The 22272-nt window shown below is 66.1% G+C and carries 22 protein-coding genes; 9 read left to right on the top strand and 13 right to left on the bottom strand.

Annotation, left to right across the window (positions count from 1 at the left end):
• The first annotated feature begins 20 nt into the window (after positions 1–20).
• Positions 21–551: a GNAT family N-acetyltransferase gene (locus HY058_09540; GenBank protein ID MBI3497530.1), complete on the top strand. Its 531-nt coding sequence runs from the start codon at positions 21–23 to the stop codon at positions 549–551.
• A gap of 18 nt (positions 552–569) precedes the next feature.
• Here the strand turns inward: HY058_09540 and HY058_09535 are convergent, their stop codons facing one another.
• Positions 570–1439, bottom strand: coding sequence for a DMT family transporter (locus tag HY058_09535; GenBank protein ID MBI3497529.1), 870 nt, complete (start codon positions 1437–1439; stop codon positions 570–572).
• Between the two features lie 223 nt (positions 1440–1662).
• On the opposite strand from HY058_09535, the gene HY058_09530 reads away from it, so the two are divergent.
• Complete coding sequence (locus HY058_09530) at positions 1663–3168, top strand: malonyl-CoA decarboxylase family protein (protein ID MBI3497528.1); 1506 nt, start codon at positions 1663–1665, stop codon at positions 3166–3168.
• 135 nt (positions 3169–3303) lie between these two features.
• On the opposite strand, the gene HY058_09525 is transcribed toward HY058_09530, so the two are convergent.
• Together HY058_09525 and HY058_09520 are read right to left on the bottom strand one after the other, a co-directional pair.
• Positions 3304–4461, bottom strand: a complete 1158-nt coding sequence (locus HY058_09525) for a GTP-binding protein (protein ID MBI3497527.1) — start codon at positions 4459–4461, stop codon at positions 3304–3306.
• A gap of 14 nt (positions 4462–4475) precedes the next feature.
• Entirely contained in the window at positions 4476–4994 is a 519-nt protein-coding gene (locus HY058_09520) for a transcriptional repressor (protein MBI3497526.1), read from the bottom strand.
• A gap of 156 nt (positions 4995–5150) precedes the next feature.
• Here HY058_09520 and HY058_09515 point away from each other — a divergent pair, with 156 nt between their 5' ends.
• On the top strand, positions 5151–6125 hold the full coding sequence (locus tag HY058_09515; protein ID MBI3497525.1) for a zinc ABC transporter substrate-binding protein: 975 nt from the start codon (positions 5151–5153) through the stop codon (positions 6123–6125).
• A 13-nt stretch (positions 6126–6138) separates the two neighbouring features.
• Here HY058_09515 and HY058_09510 read toward each other — a convergent pair whose 3' ends face one another.
• Positions 6139–6423 (bottom strand): hypothetical protein, encoded by a 285-nt coding sequence (locus HY058_09510; GenBank protein MBI3497524.1) that lies wholly within the window; start codon positions 6421–6423, stop codon positions 6139–6141.
• 245 nt (positions 6424–6668) lie between these two features.
• Here HY058_09510 and HY058_09505 point away from each other — a divergent pair, with 245 nt between their 5' ends.
• From HY058_09505 to HY058_09495, 3 genes are read left to right on the top strand one after another with little or no spacing between them, the layout of a single operon-like run.
• A complete protein-coding gene (locus tag HY058_09505) occupies positions 6669–7346 on the top strand; it encodes a hypothetical protein (GenBank protein MBI3497523.1) in 678 nt (225 codons plus the stop codon).
• A gap of 17 nt (positions 7347–7363) precedes the next feature.
• Positions 7364–8131, top strand: a complete 768-nt coding sequence (locus HY058_09500; GenBank protein ID MBI3497522.1) for an SDR family NAD(P)-dependent oxidoreductase — start codon at positions 7364–7366, stop codon at positions 8129–8131.
• Positions 8128–8565, top strand: a complete 438-nt coding sequence (locus tag HY058_09495) for a nuclear transport factor 2 family protein (GenBank protein MBI3497521.1) — start codon at positions 8128–8130, stop codon at positions 8563–8565. The genes HY058_09500 and HY058_09495 overlap by 4 nt, the downstream gene beginning before the upstream one ends.
• Here the strand turns inward: HY058_09495 and HY058_09490 are convergent.
• The 5 genes from HY058_09490 to HY058_09470 all read right to left on the bottom strand — a co-directional run bounded on the left by HY058_09490 (position 8562) and on the right by HY058_09470 (position 13803).
• On the bottom strand, positions 8562–9863 hold the full coding sequence (locus HY058_09490) for an MFS transporter (GenBank protein MBI3497520.1): 1302 nt from the start codon (positions 9861–9863) through the stop codon (positions 8562–8564). The genes HY058_09495 and HY058_09490 overlap by 4 nt on opposite strands.
• A gap of 162 nt (positions 9864–10025) precedes the next feature.
• Complete coding sequence (locus HY058_09485) at positions 10026–11258, bottom strand: class I SAM-dependent methyltransferase (GenBank protein ID MBI3497519.1); 1233 nt, start codon at positions 11256–11258, stop codon at positions 10026–10028.
• A gap of 53 nt (positions 11259–11311) precedes the next feature.
• Entirely contained in the window at positions 11312–12130 is an 819-nt protein-coding gene (locus HY058_09480) for a DUF1365 domain-containing protein (GenBank protein MBI3497518.1), read from the bottom strand.
• A 5-nt stretch (positions 12131–12135) separates the two neighbouring features.
• Positions 12136–13548, bottom strand: a complete 1413-nt coding sequence (locus HY058_09475) for an FAD-dependent oxidoreductase (protein MBI3497517.1) — start codon at positions 13546–13548, stop codon at positions 12136–12138.
• A 75-nt stretch (positions 13549–13623) separates the two neighbouring features.
• The gene (locus tag HY058_09470; protein MBI3497516.1) at positions 13624–13803 is read right to left on the bottom strand and encodes a hypothetical protein; all 180 of its coding nucleotides are present in this window, start codon (positions 13801–13803) and stop codon (positions 13624–13626) included.
• Positions 13804–14049: 246 nt separating this feature from the next.
• Between HY058_09470 and HY058_09465 the strand changes: the two genes are divergently transcribed.
• The 3 genes from HY058_09465 (at position 14050) to HY058_09455 (ending at position 18612) form a co-directional block, all read left to right on the top strand.
• Positions 14050–15642 (top strand): ABC transporter substrate-binding protein, encoded by a 1593-nt coding sequence (locus tag HY058_09465; GenBank protein MBI3497515.1) that lies wholly within the window; start codon positions 14050–14052, stop codon positions 15640–15642.
• Between the two features lie 149 nt (positions 15643–15791).
• Positions 15792–17384 (top strand): ABC transporter substrate-binding protein, encoded by a 1593-nt coding sequence (locus tag HY058_09460; GenBank protein ID MBI3497514.1) that lies wholly within the window; start codon positions 15792–15794, stop codon positions 17382–17384.
• Between the two features lie 76 nt (positions 17385–17460).
• Positions 17461–18612 (top strand): hypothetical protein, encoded by a 1152-nt coding sequence (locus HY058_09455; protein MBI3497513.1) that lies wholly within the window; start codon positions 17461–17463, stop codon positions 18610–18612.
• Here HY058_09455 and HY058_09450 read toward each other — a convergent pair.
• From HY058_09450 to HY058_09435, 4 genes are read right to left on the bottom strand one after another with little or no spacing between them, the layout of a single operon-like run.
• On the bottom strand, positions 18557–18772 hold the full coding sequence (locus tag HY058_09450; protein MBI3497512.1) for a hypothetical protein: 216 nt from the start codon (positions 18770–18772) through the stop codon (positions 18557–18559). The genes HY058_09455 and HY058_09450 overlap by 56 nt on opposite strands.
• 26 nt (positions 18773–18798) lie before the next feature.
• Complete coding sequence (locus tag HY058_09445) at positions 18799–19143, bottom strand: VOC family protein (GenBank protein ID MBI3497511.1); 345 nt, start codon at positions 19141–19143, stop codon at positions 18799–18801.
• Between the two features lie 30 nt (positions 19144–19173).
• Complete coding sequence (locus HY058_09440; GenBank protein MBI3497510.1) at positions 19174–20514, bottom strand: nitrate/sulfonate/bicarbonate ABC transporter ATP-binding protein; 1341 nt, start codon at positions 20512–20514, stop codon at positions 19174–19176.
• Positions 20515–20521: 7 nt separating this feature from the next.
• Positions 20522–22249 carry an ABC transporter permease subunit gene (locus HY058_09435; protein ID MBI3497509.1) on the bottom strand — a complete coding sequence of 576 codons (1728 nt, stop codon included), beginning with the start codon at positions 22247–22249 and terminating at the stop codon, positions 20522–20524.
• Positions 22250–22272 lie beyond the last annotated feature (23 nt).

The following is a 22272-nucleotide window of genomic DNA, read 5'->3' as shown; positions in this document are numbered from 1 at the left end:
GAAAGCGAGGCATCCCTCCCGTGTCGCCCTGTGTCCCCACCATCGAAACCCAGCGCCTCACCCTACGCGGCCATCGCGTCCAGGACTTCGAGGCCTGCCTGGCCATGTGGGCCGATCCGGAGGTGACGCGCTTTATCGGCGGCAAGCCCTTCACCGGGGAAGAAGTCTGGACCCGGCTCCTGCGCTACGCCGGGCATTGGGCATGGCTCGGCTTCGGCTTCTGGGTGGTCGAGGAGAAGGTATCCGGCCGGTTCATGGGTGAGGTCGGCTTTGCCGACTATCGACGCGACATCAAGCCGTCGCTGAACGGCATGCCCGAGATCGGTTGGGCCTTCGCCCGGTGGGCGCATGGCGCGGGCTTCGCCACCGAGGCGGTCGGCGCCGCCGGCACCTGGGGCGACCGGCACTTCGCTGCCGCCAGGACCGTCTGCATGATCCGCCCCGATAACCTCGCCTCCATCCGCGTCGCGGAGAAATGCGGCTACCGCCTATTCGAGCGCACCACCTACAAGGAGAAGCCGACGATCCTATTCGATCGCTTGCCGGCATGACGCGGAAGCCGAGCCGCGTCAGGCGGAGGCGCCGGGGGAGAGATTGCGGGCGAGGGTGATGACGAGAACGCCCGCCAGGGTCACCACGGTGCCGACCATCATCCGAAGCGTGATCACATCGCCGAGGAGGGTGATACCGGCGATGACAGCGAAGATGGGCGCCAGCAGGAAGAGCGGTGTGACCAAGGAAACGGGATAGCGCTTCAAGAGATAGTACATGCCGCCGAAGCCGATGAGGGACGAGCCGATCGCCGTGTAGGCGAGCGCCGCCCAGGCCAACGGCGAGGCATCGCGCATCGCCTGGACTTGCCCGGTCTCGAGTCCCAGCGACAGCAACAGCAGGATTGGCGCCGAGACCAGCGCCACCCATGCCCGCAGGTTGAACACCCCGACGTTCCGGAGGCCGCGCATGAGGATCTGGGCGAACGCCATCGATAGGCAGGCGGCGATCACCAGCAAGACCGCGGCGATGTAGCCGAAGACGCGCGCATCGAAGCCGATCACGACCACGCCGGCAAACGCCGCAACCATGCCGAGGAGACGGAGGAGGGAGATGCGCTCTCTCAGCATTACCACCGCCAGGATTACGGCCAAGGGCAGGGCCAGCTGCGAGACGATCGCCACGGTCGAGACGTCCGCCGCAAGCTTGAGCGCGGAGTACATCAGGCTGAAATGCAAGGCACCGGAGAACAGCGCCACCGCGAGAATGCGCGGCATCTGTTGCGGCACGATGCGAAGCATCGGCGCCAGCGCTACGAGGAGAATGGCGAAGCGGAGGCCGGTGAACCATACCGGCGGCAATTCGCCGAGCCCGATCTTGCCGGCAATGAAGGTGAGGCCCCAGATGAGGTTGATCAGGAGAACCAGCGCCAGGTCGCGGAGCTTCATTGCGAGCCGTCCATCGTTCCCGTGCCGCTGTCCATGATCCTCGACGGGGCGGCCGCAAGCGCGCAAACCTGCCTGCAACGACCGCTCCGATCAATGCCGCCGATGCGCCGCACCTGCGATTGCAGCCATGCAAAATTCGCGCGCTCGTGGCCGCTGACAGGAGAAGCCGATCCGCGATAGGCTGGCCCGCGACAGCAGCCACCAGGCGATGCCACGGATTGCCATGAGCGCGAAGACGCCGGATTTCTTCGACCGCACGCTCGCCAATTTGAGCAGCATGTGGCGCGACTTGGCCGAGCGGGCCGGCTTCGCCGAGCGCCGTATCCGCGATCCCGGCGTGAGCGAGGACGACGCCGAGACGATCCGCACGCAATTCCGCGAGTGCCTCGATGCCAAGGGCGGAGAGGTCTCCGCCCGCGCCCGGGCGGCCGAGCTGGGCGGCGCCTATCTCGGGCTCAGCACCGAAGGGCGCAAGCGCTTCCTCAAGATCCTCGCCACCGACTTCGCCCTCGATACCAACGAGCTCGGCCGCGCGGTCGAGAGCTACGTCGCCTCCACGGACGAGGTCGAGCGCCTGGAGGCGGAACGCGCCTTACGCTTCGCCATGCTGGCGCCGCGGGTGCGCCTCGTCACGCAGTTCGCCAGCCTGCCTGACGGGGTGAAGTTCCTCGTCGATCTTCGCGCCGATCTGCTTGGCTCCGCCGACGGCGATGCGGCGCTGGAAAGCCTGGATTTGGACCTGAAGGCGCTGCTGGCGTCATGGTTCGATGTTGGCTTCCTCGAGCTCCGACGCATCACCTGGGACTCGCCCGCCTCGCTCCTGGAGAAGCTGTCGCGCTATGAGGCAGTGCACCGGGTGCGCTCTTGGGGGGATCTCAAGAACCGCCTCGATGCCGACCGCCGATGTTACGGCTTCTTTCACCCGCGCATGCCGAACGAGCCCTTGATCTTCCTCGAGGTGGCACTCGTGCGCGGCATGGCCGGCAGCATTCAGGCGGTCTTGGACGAGCGGGCACCCCTGCAGGATCCGAGGCAGGCCGACACCGCGATCTTCTATTCGATCTCCAACACCCAGGAGGGGCTTCGCGGCATCGGCTTCGGCAGCTTCCTCATCAAGAACGTGGTCGACGATCTGGCTCTGGAGTTCCCGCGGCTCCAGACCTACGCCACGCTGTCGCCGATCCCGGGCTTCCGGCGCTGGCTCGGCAAGCTCACCCTGGAGGACCTGAACGACTACCTGGCGACGGACGAGCGCGTGGCTGCTTCCGAGGCGGCCCATGCGGCGGATCAGGGCGAAGATTTCCGCGCTCTCTTGGAGCAACCGCGATGGCACGCGAAGCCGGAGTGGACCGAAATCCTACGGGCGCCGCTGTCGCGCCTTGCCGCCGTCTATCTCCTGGCGGAGCGTCGGGGCGGCAAGCCGCTGGACCCGGTGGCGCGGTTCCACCTCGGCAACGGCGCCAGCGTCGAGCGGCTGAACTGGCTCGCCGACACTTCGCCCAAGGGTCTCGTCGAGTCCGCCGGCATGATGGTGAACTACGGCTACCGCTCCGCCGACATCGAAGCCAACCACGAAACCTACGCCTTGGGTGGCCCGGTCGCGGCCTCGGGCGCCTTGAAGCGGCTCGTCGCCGGCAGCCCGGGCGCCACCAGCCGTGCCAGCGGCATCGCCCGCCTGCAAGACGCCGTCGGCCTCGGCCGGCGCCGCCGCGAGCAGCCGGGTCCCTAGAGTCTGTATTCAAACCCTCACCCCGGCCCTCTCCCGCGGTGCGGGAGAGGGGGCATGAGACAGCGCGCCCTTCGTCTCCCTCTCCCGCACCGCGGGAGAGGGTGGGGGTGAGGGTGAGGGTCTTTCGTCGCGGCGCTACTCTGCTGCTTCCATCGACTCGAGCAGCGCGTCCAGCGTGCGGGTCAGCTGCTCGCGGTCGAGATCGCGGGTGATGAACACCAGCCGTGAGCGGTGATCGGCGTCCGGCCAAGCCGGCAGCGTTGCCGGCGGGTGAAACATGTGCTGCACGCCATGCACCACCACCGGCTGCTCGCTCTCCACCACGTTCAAGATGCCTTTGACCCGGAGCAGCACCGGACCATGGGTCTGCGCCAGAAGATCGAGCGCGCCGGCAATGCGCGGCCATTCGAAGGGTTTGTCGTAGGAGAGGCAGAACGCCCGAATGTGATCGTCGTGGCGGTTGACGTCGAGGGCGCCGTGATCGTGGTCGGCGTGATCGTGCTCATGCTCATGACCATGCTCGTGGCCATGGCCGTGGTCATGATCGTGGTCGTGGTCGTGGTCGTGGTCGTGGTCGTGCTCGTCGTGGTCGGGTCCGTCGCGATAGGCCTCCTCGTTCAGCCAGCGGCGCACATCCGGGCTCTTCGTTTTCGGATCGTAGAGTCCGACATCGAAAAGCTGGTCCGGCTCGATCGAGCCGAGGACCGCTGGCTTAATTGGTGCCGCGGGATTGATGCGCTGCAGGCGCTGGGTCAGATGGCGCACCGCCTCGGGTGTGGCGAGGTCGGTCTTGGTCAGCACGATACGGTCAGCGACCGCCGCCTGCTTCACCGATTCCTGATGCTGGTCGAGCTGGCCCGAGCCGTGCACCGCATCGACGGTGGAGATGACGCCGTCCAGGCGGAAGCGGGCCGCGATCAAGGGATCGTTCATGAGCGTGTGCAGGATCGGCGCCGGATCGGCAAGACCGGTTGTCTCGATCACCAGCCGGGTGAATTCCGGCACCTCACCTTTGACCCGGCGCACGAACAGGCTCCTCAGCGTCTTCACCAGGTCGCTCCTGACCGTGCAGCAGAGGCAGCCGGAGTCGAGCAGGACCACGTCTTCCGCACCCTGCTCGACCAGAAGGTGATCGAGCCCGACCTCGCCGAACTCGTTGATCACCACCGCGGTCTTCTCCATGCCCTTGTGCTTCAAGAGCGCCTTCAGCAAGGTCGTCTTGCCGCTGCCGAGGAACCCGGTCAACACCGAGAGCGGCAAGCGCTCGGTCGGTACGATTTGCACTTCGGTCATGGCTCGATCCCGTACTAATGCGTCTGCACGGCTTTGCGCCCGCCGGCTTGGCAACGCGGGCAGAGACCTTCCACCTCGAGCGTCACCCGGCGGATGCGAAATCCCTCGCGCGTCGCCGTCGCGGCCACCGCCTTCTCGATGCCGGAATCGGTGAGCTCGGTGGCGCTGCCGCATTCGGCGCAGAGCAAGAACTGGCCGCTATGGGGCGCATCCGGGATGGCGCAGCCGATAAAGGCATTGCGGCTCTCGATGCGATGGATGAGCCCTTGCTCGATGAGGAATTCGAGCGCCCGGTAGACCGTGGGCGGGGCGGCGCGGCGACCGTCGCCGCCGAGCGCTTCCAGCACGTCATAGGCGCCGACCGGCTCGTGGCTGCGCCAAACGAGCTGCAGCACGCGCCGCCTAAGCTCGGTCAGCCGCGCCCCCCGGCCGGCGCAAATCGCCTCGGCGCGGGCGAGCGCGTCGTCGACGCAGCGTCCGTGGTCGTGGTCGCTCGCGGGCGCTGTCGGTGCGGTTCGTCTGGGTTGCGACATGGATGAGGATCCAAGATATGTGGGCCGGGAGGCGAAGCCGCAAGCCTTCGCCGGCGGAAACCGGCCTCCGCCCTGGCTCGCCAGCGCCATGTGGCCCGATCCTCCAGTTTATAGCATAATCCCGGTCGAGCGATCCCGCTCCCTGGAGGCCGTTGCATGACCCGATCTGCGGCGCTCCCCGCCCTGATCCTGGCCGGCGCCGTGAGCCTCATTGGCTCGGGGATAGCGTTGGCGCAGCAGCCGCTGCGGGTGGTCACCACCATCAATCCGATCCATGCGCTGGTCGCCGGCGTCATGGAGGGGGTGGCCAAGCCGGAGCTGATCCTCCGCGGCGCGGCATCGCCCTACACCTATGTGATGCGCTCCTCGGAAGCCCGCACCCTCAACCGGGCCGATGTAGTGTTCTTCGTGGGCGAGGGGCTCGAGAGCTTCCTCATCCGCTCGCTCGAGACGCTGCCGCCGGATTCGCGGGTGGTCGAGCTCATCGCCATCGACGGCCTCACCTTGCTGCCGCCGCGCAAGGGAGCGGCCTGGGAAGATGAGGAGCTGGTTCGCCAGGCCAAGACCGCCGACAACAACAGCGCGGGCGGGCCGGGGACCGAGGACCCGGATCCCGACCCGCATATCTGGCTCGATCCAGCCAATGCCCAGGTGATGGTGGCGGCGATCGCCGACGAATTGGCTGATGCCGATCCGGAACGCGAGCCGATCTATCATCGCAATGCCGAGGCCTTGGTGCGGCGCCTGCAAGCTTTGGATCGCGAGCTCAACGAGGCCACGCAGCCGGTGCGCAACCTGCCTTTCGTGGTCTTTCATGACGCCTATCAGTACCTGGAAAAGCGCTACGGGCTGACCGCGGTGGGCGCTGTCACAGCGCGACCCGACCAGCGTCCGAGCTCACGGCGGATCAAGGATCTGCACGACAAGGTCATGCAGATGGGCGCCATCTGCGTGTTCGGCGAGCCGCAGGCGACGCCGGCGCCGGTGCGCGGTATCATCGAAGGCACGCGCGCCAGAACCGCCGTTCTCGACGCGCTCGGCGCCAACGTGCCGGAAACCGCTGAAGCCTATTTCTCGATCATGCGCGGCCTGGTGGCCACGCTACGCGGATGTCTGTTGCCCAAGGGCTGAGGCCGCCCTCTCCCTAGGACGCAAAGACCGGGCAGCCGCAAAGCGGGCAGGTGGTCGCCGCTCGGATGCGGTCCTTCTCTTCCTGGCTGAGGCGGCGGCCATCGAGCGTCGCCTCGACTTGGGCCAGGAGCTGCTTGTGGAAATCCTGCTCGCGCTGGCTGCAGGCATTGAGGTAGCTCGCCTGGGCCGCGGGCGAGAGCGTGTCGTTGGTCAAGGCTGCGGCCGGCCGCGCGATGGCGCCCACCGTCAATATTGACCAGGCCGACAGAAAATGGCGGCGGGAAAGCGGCTCAGCCATGGCACCTCTCAGGACCCGACGGGAGATATATAGGCGAGGTCCGGGGCAATGCCTAGGTGGCGGAGCATCGATCCCCTGGGCATTGATCCGAAAGCCGGTTCGCGACGTATTGAAGAGCGCGTGGGTCTTCGGAGGCGTCCCGTCGATGCCGCATGCCCTGGCTGCCTGGCCCGTTTCGAGGCAGGATCCATTCCCGGCGGGCGAATACGCCGCCCCGCCGCGGCGGGCCTCGGGGGATCATCGCCATGAAGCACGGGATCAGGGCAGGGGTCGTCATCGCGCTCTTGGCCATGGGCGTGCCAGCCTCGGCGGCGACCATCCCGGCGGGAAGGGTCCTGGAATTCGCCGTGCTGCGTCAGGGCAGCGAGATCGGCACCCACCGCGTGGAGTTTCTGCCCGACGGCGAGCGCATGCAGGTCAAGGTCGCGATCGACCTCGCCGTCGGCATTGGGCCGATCGTCCTTTATCGCTATGTCCACCGGGCAACCGAGCTTTGGGTAGATGGCCGGCTGCAATCGCTCGAGGCGGAAACCAACGATGACGGCCGCAAGCTCGCCGTCCGCGCCGAGGCGGCCAATGGCCGCATCGAGATCACCGGCTCGGAGGGCGAGGTGATCGGCCCGCCGGATCTGATGCCGAGCAGCTACTGGGATATGCGGCTGGTCTCACAAGCCGTCCTGCTCGATCTGCATTACGGCATCGTCCAGCCGGTGAAGATCCGCCGGCTTCCCGCCGAGCGGATCATGGCCGGGGGCGAGGAGGTGGTCGCGACACCCTATGAGATCGACGGCGAATATGCCGGCCTCAAGGCCTGGTATACCGCCGACGGCGCCTGGGTGAAGCTACGCTTCGCCGCGCGCGGTGCGGAGATCGACTATGTGCTGCGCCCGCCGCCCTCGGCGTTTCTGCTCGCTTCCCCCTAGAAGCTTGAAGTCTGCCGATGGATAAGACCGCTGCCCGCGTCGCCTGGATCACCGGTGCCAGCTCGGGCATCGGCCGGGCGTTGGCGCTTCGTCTGGCGTCGACGGGCTATCTTGTGGCTGCCAGCGCCCGCGGCAGGGCGGCGCTGGAGGCGCTCAGCCGCGAGGCCAAAGGCAAAGGCGGGCAAATCGCCCCCTATCGCCTCGACGTGACCGACGTCGATGCCTGCCGCAAGACCGTCGAGGCGATCGAGTCGGCGCTGGGGCCGATCGGCTTGGTCGTGCTCAATGCCGGCTCGCACAAGCCGGTGAGCGCCGAGCGCTTCGATGCAGAGGTGTTCCGCCAGCTGTTCGCGACCAATGTCCAGGGCGTGGTGAACGGGCTCGCCGCGGTGATACCGCGTCTGATCCGGCGCAAGCGCGGCCACATCGCCATCGTCTCCTCGGTCGCCGGATTCCGCGGTCTGCCCACCGCGGCCGCCTACGGCGCCTCCAAGGCGGCGCTCATCAACATGGCGGAGGCGCTCAAATTCGACCTCGATCGGCTCGGCATCAAGGTGCAGCTGATAACGCCCGGCTTCGTCAGGACGCCGCTCACCGACCGCAACCCGTTTCCGATGCCGTTCATCATCAGCGCCGAGGAGGCGGCCAAGCGGATCACCCGTGGGCTCGCCTCGAACGCCTTCGAGATCAGCTTTCCCCGGCGGCTCGCCTGCAGCCTCAAGCTCCTGCGGCTGCTGCCCGATGGCCTCTATTTTCCGCTCATGCACCGGGCGACCGGCTTGTGAGCGATTGGTCGACCTGTCTCGAGCGCTATGCGGCGGCCTATGAGCAGCTGACGCCGGAGCGGCTGCCGGTGCTGGCAGCGCTCTTGGCCGAGGATGTGGAGTTTCGCGACCCGTTCAACGCCATCGCCGGGCGTGCCGCCGTGGTCCGGCTGTTCCACCACATGTTCGAAACGCTGGATGGGCCGTCCTTTGCCGTGCGCGATCGGGCCGTGGGCAGCTCGGCCTGCTACATCGGCTGGCGCATGCGGTTTCGCCGGCACCGGCGGCCCGAGCCCTGGCAGATCGAGGGCGTCAGCATGGTCTGCTTCGACCGGGAAGGCTTGGTGCGCCTCCACGTCGATCACTGGGATGCTGCGAGCCAGGTCTATGAGCATGTGCCGCTTCTGGGCGCGATCCTGCGCCTGGTCAAGCGACGCCTCGCCGCCGGCGCCTAGCCCGGTCGTTTCGCCATGCTCTCGATGCGCCGGCGAAGCTGGGTTTGCTCGGCGGGACCGATCTCGAAGCCCCAGAGGAGTCCGATCGCTCCCAGCTTGAAGCCGACCGGGACCAGGCTGTAGAGCAGAACCAGGGCCCATAGTCCCGTGGGCGACGCCCCCCTCGCGGTCGAGAAGCCCGCCAGGTCCAAGAGCGGAAAGGCGATGCCGACGGCGAGTGCCAGGGCAAGCTTGGTCGCCATGCCCCAGAGCGCGAAGAAGAGCCCCGCACGCTCGCTGCCGGTCTCGGCCGCGTCGAAGTCGACCACATCGGCCCACATCGCCGAGGGGAGGGTAAGATCGGCGCCGAGACAGGCGCCGGTGGCGATGCAGATGAGGAGGAACCACCAGGCGTCGCCGGCTCCGAGCAGCGGTACGAGGGCGAAGATCGCGACATTCCAGAGCATGGCGACGCACCAGGTCCGATGCTTGCCCAAATGCCGGCTGAGCCGGAGCCAGAGCGGCACCGCCGCGATGCCGGAGAGGAAATAGGCGAGCAGCAGCACCCCGCTCCAGTCCCGCGCCTGGAGGCGGTGCTCGATGAACAGCAGTACCAGCGTCGCCGGCAGCGCATTGGCGATGCCGTTCAAGAGATAGGCCGCAATGAGCCGCCGGAGCGGGTGATTGCGTAGGAGGGCGGCGACGCCTGAGCGAAAGCCGAGGCGCTCTTTGAGGCGGCGGGCCGGTTCCGGCACGGCGGCGACGGCGATGACGACGGTGACGGGCATCAGCAGCAGGATGGCCCGTCCCAACGCTGCCAGCGCCTGACCCTGATCACCGTTGCCGGCGAGGAAAAGCGGCAGCGAAGCCGCCAGGACCGTGCCGAGGATGGCTGCCGCCTCCCGCACCCCGGCGATGCGTGTGCGCTCGTGATAGTCCTCCGAAAGCTCCGCGCCCCAGGCGCTGTAGGGGAGCTGCAGCATGGTCCAGGCGAGATAGAGCGCCATCGTCCAGATGAGGAGATAGGCGAGTCCGCTGCCTTCCGCCGGCCAGAACAGCATGGCGACGGCCAGCAGGAGCAGCGGCAAGGCAGCGATCAGCCACGGGCGCCGCCGTCCGAAGCGAAGCTCGAACCGGTCGCTGGCAATTCCCACGAGCGGGTCGGCAACCACGTCCCAGAGCCGCGCCAGCAACAGCACCAAGCCGACTGCGGCCAGGCCCAAGCCGCGCTCGCCCGCATAGTAGGAAGGCAGATAGACGTAAAGCGGCAGGCCAAGCAGCGCCAGCGGAGTCGCCGGCAGCGCGTAAGCCAGCAGCAGGAGAGCCGGCGTTCGCGTGGCGGTGCCCGGTGCCGCCGCCTTCACCAAGTGTCCCGCCCCTGAAATTCGCCCGCGAATTTCAGGGATAAGCGGGCCACTGATTTATTGAATCTAGTGTGATTCAGATTCCGAAGTTCGCCTGCGAACCTCGGAATCATCACGCTAGCCGCGCGCCAGCAGGATCTGCCTCACATCGATGGTGGCGGCCCGGAAGCCGGCCTCGCAATAGGCGAGATAGTATTGCCACATGCGCCGGAACCGCTCGTCGAAGCCGAGCTCGTTGAGCTGCGGCCAGGCGGCGAGGAAGCGGTCTCCCCAGAGCTTGAGCGTACGCGCATAGTCCTGGCCGAAGCTGCAATCCTCCCGCCATTCGAGGCCGACCTCGGCGACGATCGCCTTCAGGCGCTCGAGCGACGGCAGCATGCCGCCGGGGAAGATGTAGCGCTGGATGAAGTCGGGGCGTTGGCGGTAGGCCTCGAACCGGTCCTCGGCGATGGTGATGACCTGGAGTGCCGCAAGTCCGCCTTGCCTCAGCCGGTCGTGGAGCACGCGGAAGAAGGTCGGCCAATAGGCTTCGCCCACGGCCTCGAACATCTCGATGGAGGCAATGCGGTCGAAGCGCTCCTCGACGTCGCGGTAGTCCTGGAGCCGGATGCTGGCCCTTTCAGCCAAGCCGGCCTGGTCCAGCCGTCTGACCGCATAGGCCTGCTGCGCGCGCGACAGCGTGATGCCGGTCACGCGGCAACCATGCGAGGCGACCGCGGTCTCGATGAAGCCGCCCCAGCCGCAGCCGATCTCGAGCACATGGTGCGCCGGATCGAGATCGAGCATGCGGGCGAGCCGGATATACTTCGCCCGCTGGGCTGCCTCCAGCGTCAGCTTCGGATCGGCGAACAACGCCGAGGAATAGGTCATGCTCGCATCGAGCCAGGTGCGGTAGAAGTCGTTACCGAGGTCGTAGTGGTAGGCGATGTTGCGCCGGCTGCCGAGCTTGCTGTTGCGGTGGAGCGCATGCATGAGGCGGCGGACGATCCGGCCCCAGAACCGCTCCTGCAGATGCCGGTCGACCACATCGCCATTGAGTGCCGCGAGCTCGATCAGCTGGGTGAGCGACGGGCTGTCCCAATCGCCGTCCATATAGGCCTCGGCAAATGGCACATCGCCGCCGGCGAGCAAACGCCTCGCCACCCGTTCGCGATGCATGACCAAGGTCGCCTCCGGGCCCGGCTTGTCGGCGGCGAAGCGATGGTGAGCGCCATCGGGAGTGACGATGGTGACGGTGCCGCGTTGGATCTGCTTGGCGATCATGAGCAACAACCGGCTCCAGCGGCCCGGACCCGGCGCGGCGGCGGCGCTCGCAGTCGTACGTTGCCCCCGCGTGACCTCAAGAGTCATGTGTTCCCCCCCCGCAACGCTTGCGTCTCGACCTCGGTTCATTCTTCGGCCGCCTAATCGGCAGCGTGCCGATCGGGCGCGCCCTGATCCTCGCACGGCTCCGCCGGGAACGAAACCATCGCCTCCGGCGGGGCGGGCCTGGGCTCCAGCCGGGCCCCCTTGATCCAGAGCCTGAGAGCCTGCCAATGAATGCCGCCGATCACCTTCACGGTCATCAGCGGATAGGCGAAGAAGGTCGCCAGCAGCGCCCGATCGGTGAGCGCTTGGCGCCGGGCGGTGTGGGTTGCGACCAGGATCGGCCGGTCCTGGACCTGCTCACGAATGACCAGCGCATAGCGGTCCTCGGGCGCCATCACTCGAAATCGGTATGAGGCCCCCATGGGGATGAAGGGCGAGACATAGAACGCCTTGTCGCAGGCATGGCGGATCGGTCGACCCGGCGCATGGCCGCTCTCGACCTTCATCAGATAGCCGTGCTTCTCGCCCAAGGTGTTCCGCACATCGTAGAGAATGGCGGCGAGCGCCCCCGACTTGTGGTGGCAGAAATAGAGGCTGATCGGGTTGAAGGCGTATCCCAGCACCCGCGGGAATGCGAGGAGGCGGATCGGTCCGCCGGCGATCGCAAGGCCGGCTGCCGAGAGCTGGCTTTCCACCCAGGGCCGGAGCGGCCGGCCGTCGCGCGGGCCATGGTCGGCATCGAAGAACGAGAAGAGATTGAAGCGATTGCGCGAAAACAAGCGCAGGCGCTTGGCGAGCCCGTCGAGCTCGTCCAGATCGACGAGCAGCGAGAATACGCGATAGGTGAACCGGTGCCGGATCGCTCCCAGCCGCCGGTGCATGACCTCGCCAAGATAGAGTGCCGATCTCTGCATCGATCTCAATCCGCCGCCATCGGCATCAGGGCCTCCCGCCGCCAGGGCGCCAAGGCGCCGAGATGCGCGGCCACGGCCAGTCCCGAAGCGAGGCCATCTTCATGGAAGCCGTGCCCGTGATAGCTGCCGCAGTACCAGGTGCGCCTGGCCCCTTGGATGGAGACGAGCCGGGATTGCGCGGCAAGTGCCGCGGTGTCGAAGACCGGGTGCTCGTAGTGGAGCTCGCGATGCACGAGAGCGCTTCGCGGCTGGCGCCAGGGATTGAGCGACAGGAAGAGCGGGCATGCCGGATCGATCGCCTGCAACCGGTTCATCCAATAGGTGACGGAGACCCGGCGCTCACCATTATGGTCGCTCTCGCCCAGATAGTTCCAGCTCGACCAGACGCGGCGGCGCTTCGGCATCAGCGCCGAGTCGCCGTGAAGATAACCGTGATTTCGCTGATAGCGGAATGCACCGAGGATGCTTCGTTCGGCCTCGCTTGCGTCCGCGAGGAGGTTGAGCGCTTGATCTGCGTGGGTCGCCAGCACCACCTGATCGAAGCGGTGGCAGGCACCGTCGGCGGTGCGGATACTGACGCCGCGCGCGTCGCGCTCGATGCCGATCGCCGGGGTCTCGGTTCGGATGCGGCTGGCGAAGGATTGCGTCAGGCGTTCCACATAGTCACGGCTGCCGCCGACGACGGTGCGCCATTGCGGCCGATCCGCCAGCACCAGGAGGCCGTGGTTGTGGAAGAAGCGCAAGAAGCTCTCGAGCGGAAATTCCAGCATGGTCATAGTCGGGCATGACCAGATCGCGGCGGCCATGGGCAGCAGGTGATCCTCGATGAAGGCGCGTCGGTAGCCGGCGGCGGCGAGCCAGGTGCCGAGCGTCATCGTGCGGTCTCCCGGCTGGCTGAGCACGACCGGCGCCTCGCGAAAGAAGCGCGTGATCTCGAGCAGCAGGCGAAGGAAGCGCGGATTGAAGAGATTGCGACGCTGGCCGAATACGGCGTCGTAGCTGGCCGAGCCATATTCGAGCCGCCCGTCGTCGAGGCTGACCGCGAACGACATTTCGCTCTTGCGGGTGGGAACCTGGAAATGCGCGAACAGCGAGGTGAGGTTCGGGTAGTTCCGCTCGTTGTAGACGATGAAGCCGGTGTCGACGGGAAGCCTGCCGCCGCGCCACGTCACGTCCACCGTATGGGAATGGCCGCCGACATGCTTTTCCTTCTCGAACACGGTCACGTGATGCCGGCCGGAGAGCGCCGATGCGGCGCCGAGCCCGGAGATGCCGCTGCCGATCACGGCGATGCGCTGGCACGCTTCCGGCGCAGCCGAATGGCTTGCGGCGGTACCCCTCGGGGAGCGCAACGCGCCCTCTCGCCCCGGGGAAGACCTCGGGCTGGATGGTCCAACGATCTCTATGCGACCCCCCATGGCGTCAAACGCCGCTCGGATCATATACGCGCGGCTGGAGGCCGCGGATCACCTTTTGCGGGCGCCGGCACCCCCTCAGGTTCGGGGGTCGACGGCGGCGAGCCGGTCGATGGGGAGGCGGACGACCCGCTCGGACCCGCGCACATGCGCTTCGGCCCGCCGGCCGAAGAGGCCGCGGATCGCCGGGTCGAGCGCGTCGAGACCGCTCGCATAAGCCCCGAAAGCGGGCAGGATCAGCCGGCATCCATCGGTCACGAAGCAGCGCCCGGTCACGCGGCGTCGGCGGACATGGAAGGGTTTGATGCACGGCGACGCTCTTCTCCGTCAAGCCCGCGTTCTAGTATCTCCGGTCCGAGGCGAAGCAACCGCTGGGAGGGTCGGAGCGGTCCCTCCCGGTGCTGCGGCGTTGTGGTTCAAGGCTGATTGGCGCATCCTTTGAGGGGGAGCGGAAAGGCGGCGCCAAGCCACATGCCGCTCGGCTCAGCTCTGGGAGGCACCATCATGCATCGCTCTTCGCGCCTGCTTCTTGCCGCGGTGTTTGCCGGGACGATCGGCGCCGCCGAGGCGGCCACACCGAAGGACACTTTGGTGATGGCCTGGAACATCGACAACGTCATCTCCTTCGATCCAGCCCAGATCGGCGAGACCACCACCAACGAGATCTTCAACAACATCTGCGATCCGTTGCTGCTGATGGACTATACGGATTCGAAGAAGCTGATCCCGGGCGTCGCCGAGAGCTGGTCGATCGCACCCGACGGCATGACCTGGACATTCAAGATTCGCAAGGGCCTGAAGCACCCCTCGGGCAATCCGGTGACGGCGGCGGATGCCGCCTGGTCGATGCAGCGCACGATCAAGCTCAACCTCGGCGCCGTCGCCAACATCGCTCAATGGGGCATCAGCAAGGAGAACGTCGACGACAAGATCAAGGCGTTGGGCGAGGACACGCTGACCGTCACCTTCGACAAGCCCTATCCCGAGTCGATCCTGGGACCGGCGCTGTTCGTCGACCAGAACGCGGCCGCGCTCGACATGAAGGAGATCATGACGCACGCCCAGGGCGAGGACATGGGCAACACTTGGCTGAAGACCAACACCGCCTGCGTCGGCCCCTATCACCTCAGGACCTGGAACGCCAACGACACGATCATCCTCGAGCGCAACGAGGGCTATTGGCGTGGCGACAGCCCGATCCGCCGGGTCATCATCCGCCACGTCACCGAGTCGGCGGCCGAGCGGCTGCTGTTGGAAAAAGGCGATGTCGACATCGCCCGCTTGCTCAACCCGACGGATCTGGCGGCGATCGCCGACAACAAGGAGATGCGGGTCGTCACCTCGCCGCGCGGGCAGTACTACTACATGACCTTGAATAACGCCGATCCCATCCTCGGCAACCCCAAGGTTCGCCTGGCGCTCCGCTACCTCGTCGATTACGAGGCCTTGCAGAAGACGGTGATGCGGTTCGAGGGAACCGCGCGTAACAGCCCGATCCCGCTCGGAGCCTTCGGCGCCTTGTCCAAGGAAGCGGGGCAACCCTTCAAGCTCGACCTGGCGAAGGCGAAGCAGCTCCTGACCGAGGCCGGCTACCCCGATGGGTTCAGCAAGGAGTTCGCCATCGGCAACACCTTCCCTTACACCGACTTGGCCCAGCATATTCAGGCCAATGCGGAGAAGGTCGGAGTCAAGCTCAACATCAATCAGATGGCTTATTCGCAAGTCGTGGCCAAGCATCGCGGCCGCAACTTCGAGGTGGTGATGACCGCCTGGGCGGTCTTCTACCCCGATGCCCATGGCATGGCCGAGACGCTGGCCTATAACCCCGACAACCGCACCGAGTCGCGCAAGGTCCAGTATCCGACCTGGCGCGCCACCTGGTCGGACGAGTGGTTCAACGACACGGTGCAGAAGGCGCTCTTGGAGAAGGATCAGGCGAAGCGTACCGAGATGTACGCCGAGATCCAGCGCCGCCACATGCAGGAGGGACCGTTCGTCATCCTGTTCCAGACCAACCGCAACGTCGCCGTGCACAACCAGGTCAAAGACATCAAGACCAACAACGACCGCATCTGGTACGCAACCGCGGTGAAGTAGGAGCAGATGACGACCCTCACCCCGACCCTCTCCCACGGTGCGGGAGAGGGAGCAAGAGGGCGACGTCGCGTTCCCCCTCTCCCGCACTGCGGGAGAGGGCTGGGGTGAGGGCATTCAATTCGATAGATGCGGTTTTCGGAGCTTCATATATGCATCGCTCGGCCTCACTTGCAGCAGCTCTCGTCATACTCATGTCGGCGGCCGCAAATGCGGCCACCCCGCGCGATGCCTTGGTCATCGCCTGGAACCTCGACGGGGTTTTGACCCTCGATCCAGCACAGATCGGGGAGACGATCACCGACGAGATCATGGGCAACGTTTGCGATCCGCTCTTGCTCAAGGACTACGCGGACTCCCGCAAGATCGTGCCCGGCGTCGCCGAGAGCTGGTCGGTCTCGCCCGATGGCCGCACCTGGACCTTCAAGATCCGCAAGGATCTGAAGCATCCCTCGGGCAATCCGGTGACCGCGGAAGACGCCGCCTGGTCGATGCGGCGCGTGGTCAAGCTCAACCTCGCCAGCGCGCAGAACATCACGCAGTGGGGCATTTCGAAGGACGAGGTGGACGAGAAGATCAAGACGGTCGACGCGGACACCTTCGCCGTCACGTTCGATAAGCCATATCCCCGGTCGATCCTCGGTCCCGCAGTGTTCGCCGTCCGCTACGCCTATGTGCTCGACATGAAGGAGATCATGAAGCACGCCCAGGGCGACGACTTGGGCAATACCTGGCTCAAGACCAACACCGCCTGCGTCGGCGCCCATCATCTCAAGAGCTGGATCGCCAACGACACGATCATTCTCGAGCGCAACGAGGGATATTGGCGGGGTGCCAGCCAGGTTCGCCGCGTCATCGTCCGCCATGTGCCCGAGTCGAGCGCGGAGCGGCTCTTGCTGGAAAAAGGCGACATCGACATCGCCCGCGTGCTCAACCCAACCGACCTCGAGGCGGCTGCCGAGAGCACGGGATCGCGCGTCATCACCTCGCCCAGGGCGCAGTTCTACTATCTCACCCTCTATGGCGGCGACCCGATCCTCGCCAATCCCAAGGTGCGGCTCGCCTTCCGCTACCTTGTCGACTATGAGGGCCTGCAGAAGACGGTGATGCGGTTCGAGGGCATGGCCCGCAACAGCCCGATCCCGCTCGGCGCCTTCGGCGCCTTGTCCAAGGAGGAAGGCCAGCCCTTCAGGCTCGACCTCGCCAAGGCGAAGCAGCTCCTGAGCGAAGCCGGATACCCCAATGGCTTCACCAAGGAGTTCATTGTCGCCAACACCTTCCCCTACACGGACCTCGCCCAACATATCCAGGCCAACGCCGCGAAGGTCGGGATCACCCTCAACATCAACCAGATGGCCTACGCCCAGATCATGACGCGCAATCGCGGGCGGAACTTCGAGGTGGTGATGTCTGCCTGGGCGATCTCCTATCCCGATGCCCATGCCATGGCGGAGACCTTGGCCTTCAACCCCGACAATCGCCCGGAGGCGCGCAAGTCCCAGTACCCGACCTGGCGCGCCAATTGGAGCGACGTGTGGTTCAACGGCATGGTTGAAAGCGCGCTGTTGGAGAAGGATGAGGCGAAGCGTCACGAGATGTATGCCGAGATCCAGCGCCGGCACATGCAGGAGGGTCCCTTCGTCATTCTGTTCCAGACCAACCGCAACCTTGCCGTCCACAAGCAGGTGAAGGAGATCAAGACCAACAATGACAACGTCTTCTACACTACCGCGGTGAAGCAATAGGCCTCGTGTTCCGCCCCTGAAATTCGTTGGCGAATTTCAGGGCTAAGCCGGCCGCCAATTTATTGAAGGAAGTGTGATGATTCCGAAGTTCGTCTACGAACTTCGGAATCATCATCCAACGGGCGCCATCGCGGAGAGGCTTGAGGATGTCGAATACCAGCTGCGCGCGCTCTGGGGGCTGTGGGCCTACCGCACGGATTGCGGCGCGTACCGCGCTGCGCAGGAATTCGCCCGCAGATTCACGGTCATTGCCGAGCGCCAGGTCGATTCCTTCGACGTCTTCATCGGCTATCGGATAACCGCCATCTCGCTGCACTACCTCGGCGACCAGGTCCACGCGCGCCGTCACCTCGAGATCGTACTCCGCCGCTATGCCCCGCCCCAGGACAGCTCGGACACCTTCCGCTTTCTTGTCGACCAGCGGGTCATGGCGCAGATGATTCTGGCGCGGATCTTGTGGCTCCAAGGCTATCCCGATCAGGCCCAGCGCACCTCGGAAGCCGCGATCGAAGCGGCGCGAAGCAGCGATCACGTGATGACGCTCTGCAATGCGCTCGCCGATGCGGAATGCATGGTGGCACTCTGGCGCGGCGATCTTCCCGCCGCCGAGCGCTCGGTGGCGTTGCTCCTCGACAACGCGGCAAAGCATGGGCTGCCCGTCTTGCACATCCGCGGCCGTTGCCTGCAAGGGATCCTTCTCGTCCGGAGCGGCGATGTTGCCGGCGGATTGCGGCTGTTCGGCGCGGCGCTCAACGACCTGCGCGCGACCCGATCGGCGCTGCGCTACGTCATCTTCCTCGCCGCGCAGGCGGAGGCTTTGGCCGCCGCCGGCGACATCGCCCGGGGGCGGGCCGCGATCGAGGAGGCGATCGCGCGGGCGGAACACGATGAGGAGAGTTGGTGCATGGCCGAGCTCCTGCGTGTCAAAGGCGAGATCGTCCTCATGGAGGGGGCGCCGGCAGCCGCGACCACGGCCGAGGATTGCTTCCGCACGGCGCTCGATTGGGCGCGCCGGCAAGGCACCTTGTCGTGGGAGCTGCGCGTCGCCGCCAGCCTGGCGCGGCATTGGCTGAGCCAAGCCCGGTTCAAGGAGGCGCATCAGCTTTTGGCGCCGATCTATGGGCGCTTCAGCGAGGGTTTCGAAACTGCCGATCTCAAGACCGCCGAGGCCCTCATCGAGGACCTTCGCTCGCCGTGTGACGGAAGGCCAGGGCGAAAAGTCGAGTGAGCGCGCTGCCGCCGGTCGGCGCGCTCAGCCGCGCCGACTGGCCGAGCGCAGCCGCACCCAGCATCTCCAGCTGGTGGCGATGCGGCTGCCAACCCTTGGCGGCGAACCAGCGGCCGAACACCGCCGGCAAACATCCGCCGGCAGCGCTGTCTTCAGCCATGGCGGTGCGACCACCGCCAACGAGGTTCAGGTCTGGACGAGTCCAATGCGGTTGCCGGCAGGGTCGCGGAACTGCGCGATCAGCGGTCCGTTGGGAACCTGCATCGGCCCCATGATGGTTTTGCCGCCGGCCTTCTCGATGCTCTTCAGCGTCTTGGCGATGCTCTTCACGCCGACATAGAAGGTGACCCAGCCCTTGCCCCGGCCCATCGGCGCGCCAATGCCGCCCATCGGCGAAGCGCCGGTGTCGACCAGGCCGTAATCCATCGGCTTCATGTTCTTGATCTTCCAGCCGAAGGTTTTGCCATAGAAGCTCTGCAGCGCCTTCGCTTCTTTCGAGATGATCTCAAAATGCACGACCGGATTGGGCATAGGGCTATCCTCCTTGGGGTGATCCTCGACTCAGGCGGGCTCGGTGCCGGGATCCTCGAGGCTGAAAACGCCGGCATTGTCGTCATAGGAGAAGATTTCGGCGTAGCGGCCCCAATTCGCCAGGCGCTGCAGCGTGCGCTCCGCCTCCTCCTCCGACATATGGTCTTCGAGCTCGGCCAGGAAGCGCTCGCGCGGTGCGCGGTGGCCGCTGCGCTCGTCCAGCACGCGGCGGATATGGGCGGCAATCGGCACGTTGCGAATGAGATGCTCGGCGAAGATGCGCTTGCGCGGCTGGGTATCGGCGTTGGCGTAGGCGAGTCCCGCCGGCGTCAGCTTGATGTCTCCCTCGGCCACTTCGGCAAATCCCAGGAGCTGCAGGCCCTCGGTCACCGGGAAGAGGTCGTCGACCTCCAGCTGAAGCGTTTTGGCGATGTCGGGCAGGTCGGCCTTGCCCTTGTAGAGCGGCGAGCCCAGGGTCTCCAGGAACCCCGCGATCTCATTGGTGGACGCATCAGGCAAGCGGTCGGAGATGCTGGGCGCGTGCGGCACGCCGACGGCCGCGGTGCGCGGCCGGGCGGTCATCCGCACGTAGATGTCGTCGACGAGCTGGCGGAAGGCCGGGTCCAGGCGGTTGCGCGGATGCTTGAGGCCAACCGGGATCTCGGCGGCGACATGGCCGGGACTGGCGCCGAAGACGAGGATGCGGTCGCACATCAAGACCGCTTCCTCGATGTTGTGGGTGACGATGAGCACGGAGCTCAAGCGGACCTTCTGCTCGATCCACAGATCGAGAAAGTCGGTACGCAGCGTCTCCGCGGTCAGCACGTCCAAGGCCGAGAACGCCTCGTCCATGAACAGGATCTCGGGGTTGACCACGAGCGCCCGGGCGAAGCCGACGCGCTGCCGCATTCCGCCGGAGAGCTCCTTCGGATAGGCCGACTCGAACCCGTCGAGGCCGATGAGGTCGATGGCGGCCAGCGCGCGCGTGCGCATCTCGGCCCGGTCGACCTTCTGCGCCTCCAGGCCAAGCTCGACATTCTCCAGGACGGTCAGCCAGGGAAACAGCGCGAAGGTCTGGAACACCATGGAGATGCTGGAAACCGGGCCGCTCAACTCCTGGCCCTTGTAGCGCACCACGCCGCTCGACGGCTCGATGAGCCCCGCCATCATGCGCAGCAAGGTCGACTTGCCCGAACCGGAGCGGCCGAGGAGACCGACGATCTCGTGGGGGGCGATGGCGAGGTTCACCTGGGAGCAGACCTGCAGCTCGCCGCCGTCGGCGATGCGGAATGATTTGCATACGCCCTCGACGGTCATGAGTGGCGCCTTTGCCGGAGCCGCGGTCGGGGCGTGGGTCAGGATCGTCGTCATCGCTCGCTCAATCCATGCGATAGCGGCGTTCGGCCAGCGCGTAGAGCGGTCGCCAGAACAGCCGGTTGAACGCCACCACGAACAAGGACAGCATGCCGACGCCAAGCGCGATCCGGGCATACTCGCCCTTTTCCGTCCACTCGGCGATATAGGCGCCGAGGCCGACGGCGGCAATGCTGGTGTCGCCCCAGCTCACCGACTCGGCCACGACCGAGGCGTTCCAGGAGCCGCCGGAGGCGGTGATCGCCCCGGTCACGAAATAGGGGAAGATGGCCGGCAGCATCACACGGCGCCACCATTGCCAGCCGGAGAGGCCCAAATTGGCCGCGGCGTCCTTGAGATCGGAGGGAAAGGCCGACGCGCCTGCCACCACGTTGAACAGCACGTACCACATGCTGCCGAAGATCATGAGCGGGCTCAGCCAGATATTCGGGTCGAGATGGAAGCTGACGATGCCGACCACCGCCACCGGAAACAAGAGATTGGCCGGGAAGGCGGCGAGGAACTGCACCAGCGGCTGCACGCGCTCGGTCAGCCGCGGCCGGAGGCCGATATAGACGCCGGCTGGGACCCAGACGAGGGTGGCCAGCGCGATCAGCACGACCACACGCACCCCGGTAATGAGGCCGAGCACGGCCACATGCCCCACCTCGGCCCAGCCGAGGGCCGTTTCGATTCCGTTCAGCATCCAGGCGGCTGCCGCCAGGGCGGCGATGACGAGCGTCGCGTAGTAGACCCGGTCGATCCAGGTCTCGACGATGGGCGGACGCGGGCGGCGCGGCTTCGCCGTGGCCCGCGTCGCCGGTCCCAGCGCGAATGCCAGGCGCAAGAGCCAGCCAACGGCAAAGGACACTTGCCGGAGCAAGTGCGTGCGCTGGAAAAGCTGGCGCACCCAGGAGCGCGGCGCGATGCCGGGGGATTGCTCGACCTTGAACTTATCGGCCCAGGCGACCATCGGGCGGAACAGGAGCTGATCGTAGAGCAGGATGACGATGAACATCGCCAGCACCGCCCAGCCGACGGCGCCCAAATTCCGTTGCTCGATGGCGAGCGCTACATAGGAGCCGATGCCCGGTAGCGTCATCTTCTTCTCGCCGACGGTGATCGCTTCCGAGGCGACGACGAAGAACCAACCGCCGGAGACCGACATCATGGTGTTCCAGATGAGCCCGGGTGCGGCGAAGGGCAGCTCCAACCGCCAGAATTTCTGCCAGCCGGAAAGCCTGAACAGAGTGGCCGCCTCGACCAAGTCGCTGGGGAGCGTGCGCAGCGCCTGGTAGAGGCTGAAGGTCATGTTCCAGGCCTGGGAGGTGAAGATGGCGAAGATCGCCGCCATCTCGACGCCCAAGAGACTGCCCGGGAACATTGCCACGAAGCCGGTGACAGTGAAGGAGATGTAGCCCAGGATCGGCACGGACTGCAGCACGTCGAGAATGGGCACGAGCACCAGCCCGGCTCGACGGTTCTTGGCGGCAAGCGTCGCGTAGACGAGGGTAAAGACGAACGACCAGATGAGTGCGGCACCCATGCGCAGCGTGGTGCGGAGCGCGTAGTAGGGAAGGTATGTGGGATCGAGGGTGATCTCGATCGGATCGCCCAGCACGAAGGGGACCGCCATCTGGTTGGCGCCATAGGCCAAGAGCGCCACCAGGCCCAGCACCGCCGGCAACGCCACCAGATCCCAGCGATTGGGGGTCAGGTTCGCAGACCAGGCAGGTACGACGATCACTCTCATCCGCTGACCCGTGGCAACTCAGT

The organism is Pseudomonadota bacterium (assembly GCA_016195085.1).
Lineage (GTDB): Bacteria > Pseudomonadota > Alphaproteobacteria > SHVZ01 > SHVZ01 > JACQAG01.
The sequence above is the reverse complement of the archived record's forward strand: the minus strand, read 5'-3'. Positions and strand labels throughout refer to the sequence as shown.

What these genes read in the sequence shown, in the direction of transcription:
- HY058_09535 (MBI3497529.1), bottom strand. Translation starts at nt 1,439, where the DNA reads ATGAAGCTCCGCGACCTGGCGCTGGTTCTCCTGATCAACCTCATCTGG.
- HY058_09530 (MBI3497528.1), top strand. Translation starts at nt 1,663, where the DNA reads ATGAGCGCGAAGACGCCGGATTTCTTCGACCGCACGCTCGCCAATTTG.
- HY058_09525 (MBI3497527.1), bottom strand. Translation starts at nt 4,461, where the DNA reads ATGACCGAAGTGCAAATCGTACCGACCGAGCGCTTGCCGCTCTCGGTG.
- HY058_09520 (MBI3497526.1), bottom strand. Translation starts at nt 4,994, where the DNA reads ATGTCGCAACCCAGACGAACCGCACCGACAGCGCCCGCGAGCGACCAC.
- HY058_09515 (MBI3497525.1), top strand. Translation starts at nt 5,151, where the DNA reads ATGACCCGATCTGCGGCGCTCCCCGCCCTGATCCTGGCCGGCGCCGTG.
- HY058_09510 (MBI3497524.1), bottom strand. Translation starts at nt 6,423, where the DNA reads ATGGCTGAGCCGCTTTCCCGCCGCCATTTTCTGTCGGCCTGGTCAATA.
- HY058_09505 (MBI3497523.1), top strand. Translation starts at nt 6,669, where the DNA reads ATGAAGCACGGGATCAGGGCAGGGGTCGTCATCGCGCTCTTGGCCATG.
- HY058_09500 (MBI3497522.1), top strand. Translation starts at nt 7,364, where the DNA reads ATGGATAAGACCGCTGCCCGCGTCGCCTGGATCACCGGTGCCAGCTCG.
- HY058_09485 (MBI3497519.1), bottom strand. Translation starts at nt 11,258, where the DNA reads ATGACTCTTGAGGTCACGCGGGGGCAACGTACGACTGCGAGCGCCGCC.
- HY058_09480 (MBI3497518.1), bottom strand. Translation starts at nt 12,130, where the DNA reads ATGCAGAGATCGGCACTCTATCTTGGCGAGGTCATGCACCGGCGGCTG.
- HY058_09475 (MBI3497517.1), bottom strand. Translation starts at nt 13,548, where the DNA reads ATGGGGGGTCGCATAGAGATCGTTGGACCATCCAGCCCGAGGTCTTCC.
- HY058_09465 (MBI3497515.1), top strand. Translation starts at nt 14,050, where the DNA reads ATGCATCGCTCTTCGCGCCTGCTTCTTGCCGCGGTGTTTGCCGGGACG.
- HY058_09460 (MBI3497514.1), top strand. Translation starts at nt 15,792, where the DNA reads ATGCATCGCTCGGCCTCACTTGCAGCAGCTCTCGTCATACTCATGTCG.
- HY058_09455 (MBI3497513.1), top strand. Translation starts at nt 17,461, where the DNA reads ATGATTCCGAAGTTCGTCTACGAACTTCGGAATCATCATCCAACGGGC.
- HY058_09450 (MBI3497512.1), bottom strand. Translation starts at nt 18,772, where the DNA reads ATGGCTGAAGACAGCGCTGCCGGCGGATGTTTGCCGGCGGTGTTCGGC.
- HY058_09445 (MBI3497511.1), bottom strand. Translation starts at nt 19,143, where the DNA reads ATGCCCAATCCGGTCGTGCATTTTGAGATCATCTCGAAAGAAGCGAAG.
- HY058_09440 (MBI3497510.1), bottom strand. Translation starts at nt 20,514, where the DNA reads ATGACGACGATCCTGACCCACGCCCCGACCGCGGCTCCGGCAAAGGCG.
- HY058_09435 (MBI3497509.1), bottom strand. Translation starts at nt 22,249, where the DNA reads ATGAGAGTGATCGTCGTACCTGCCTGGTCTGCGAACCTGACCCCCAAT.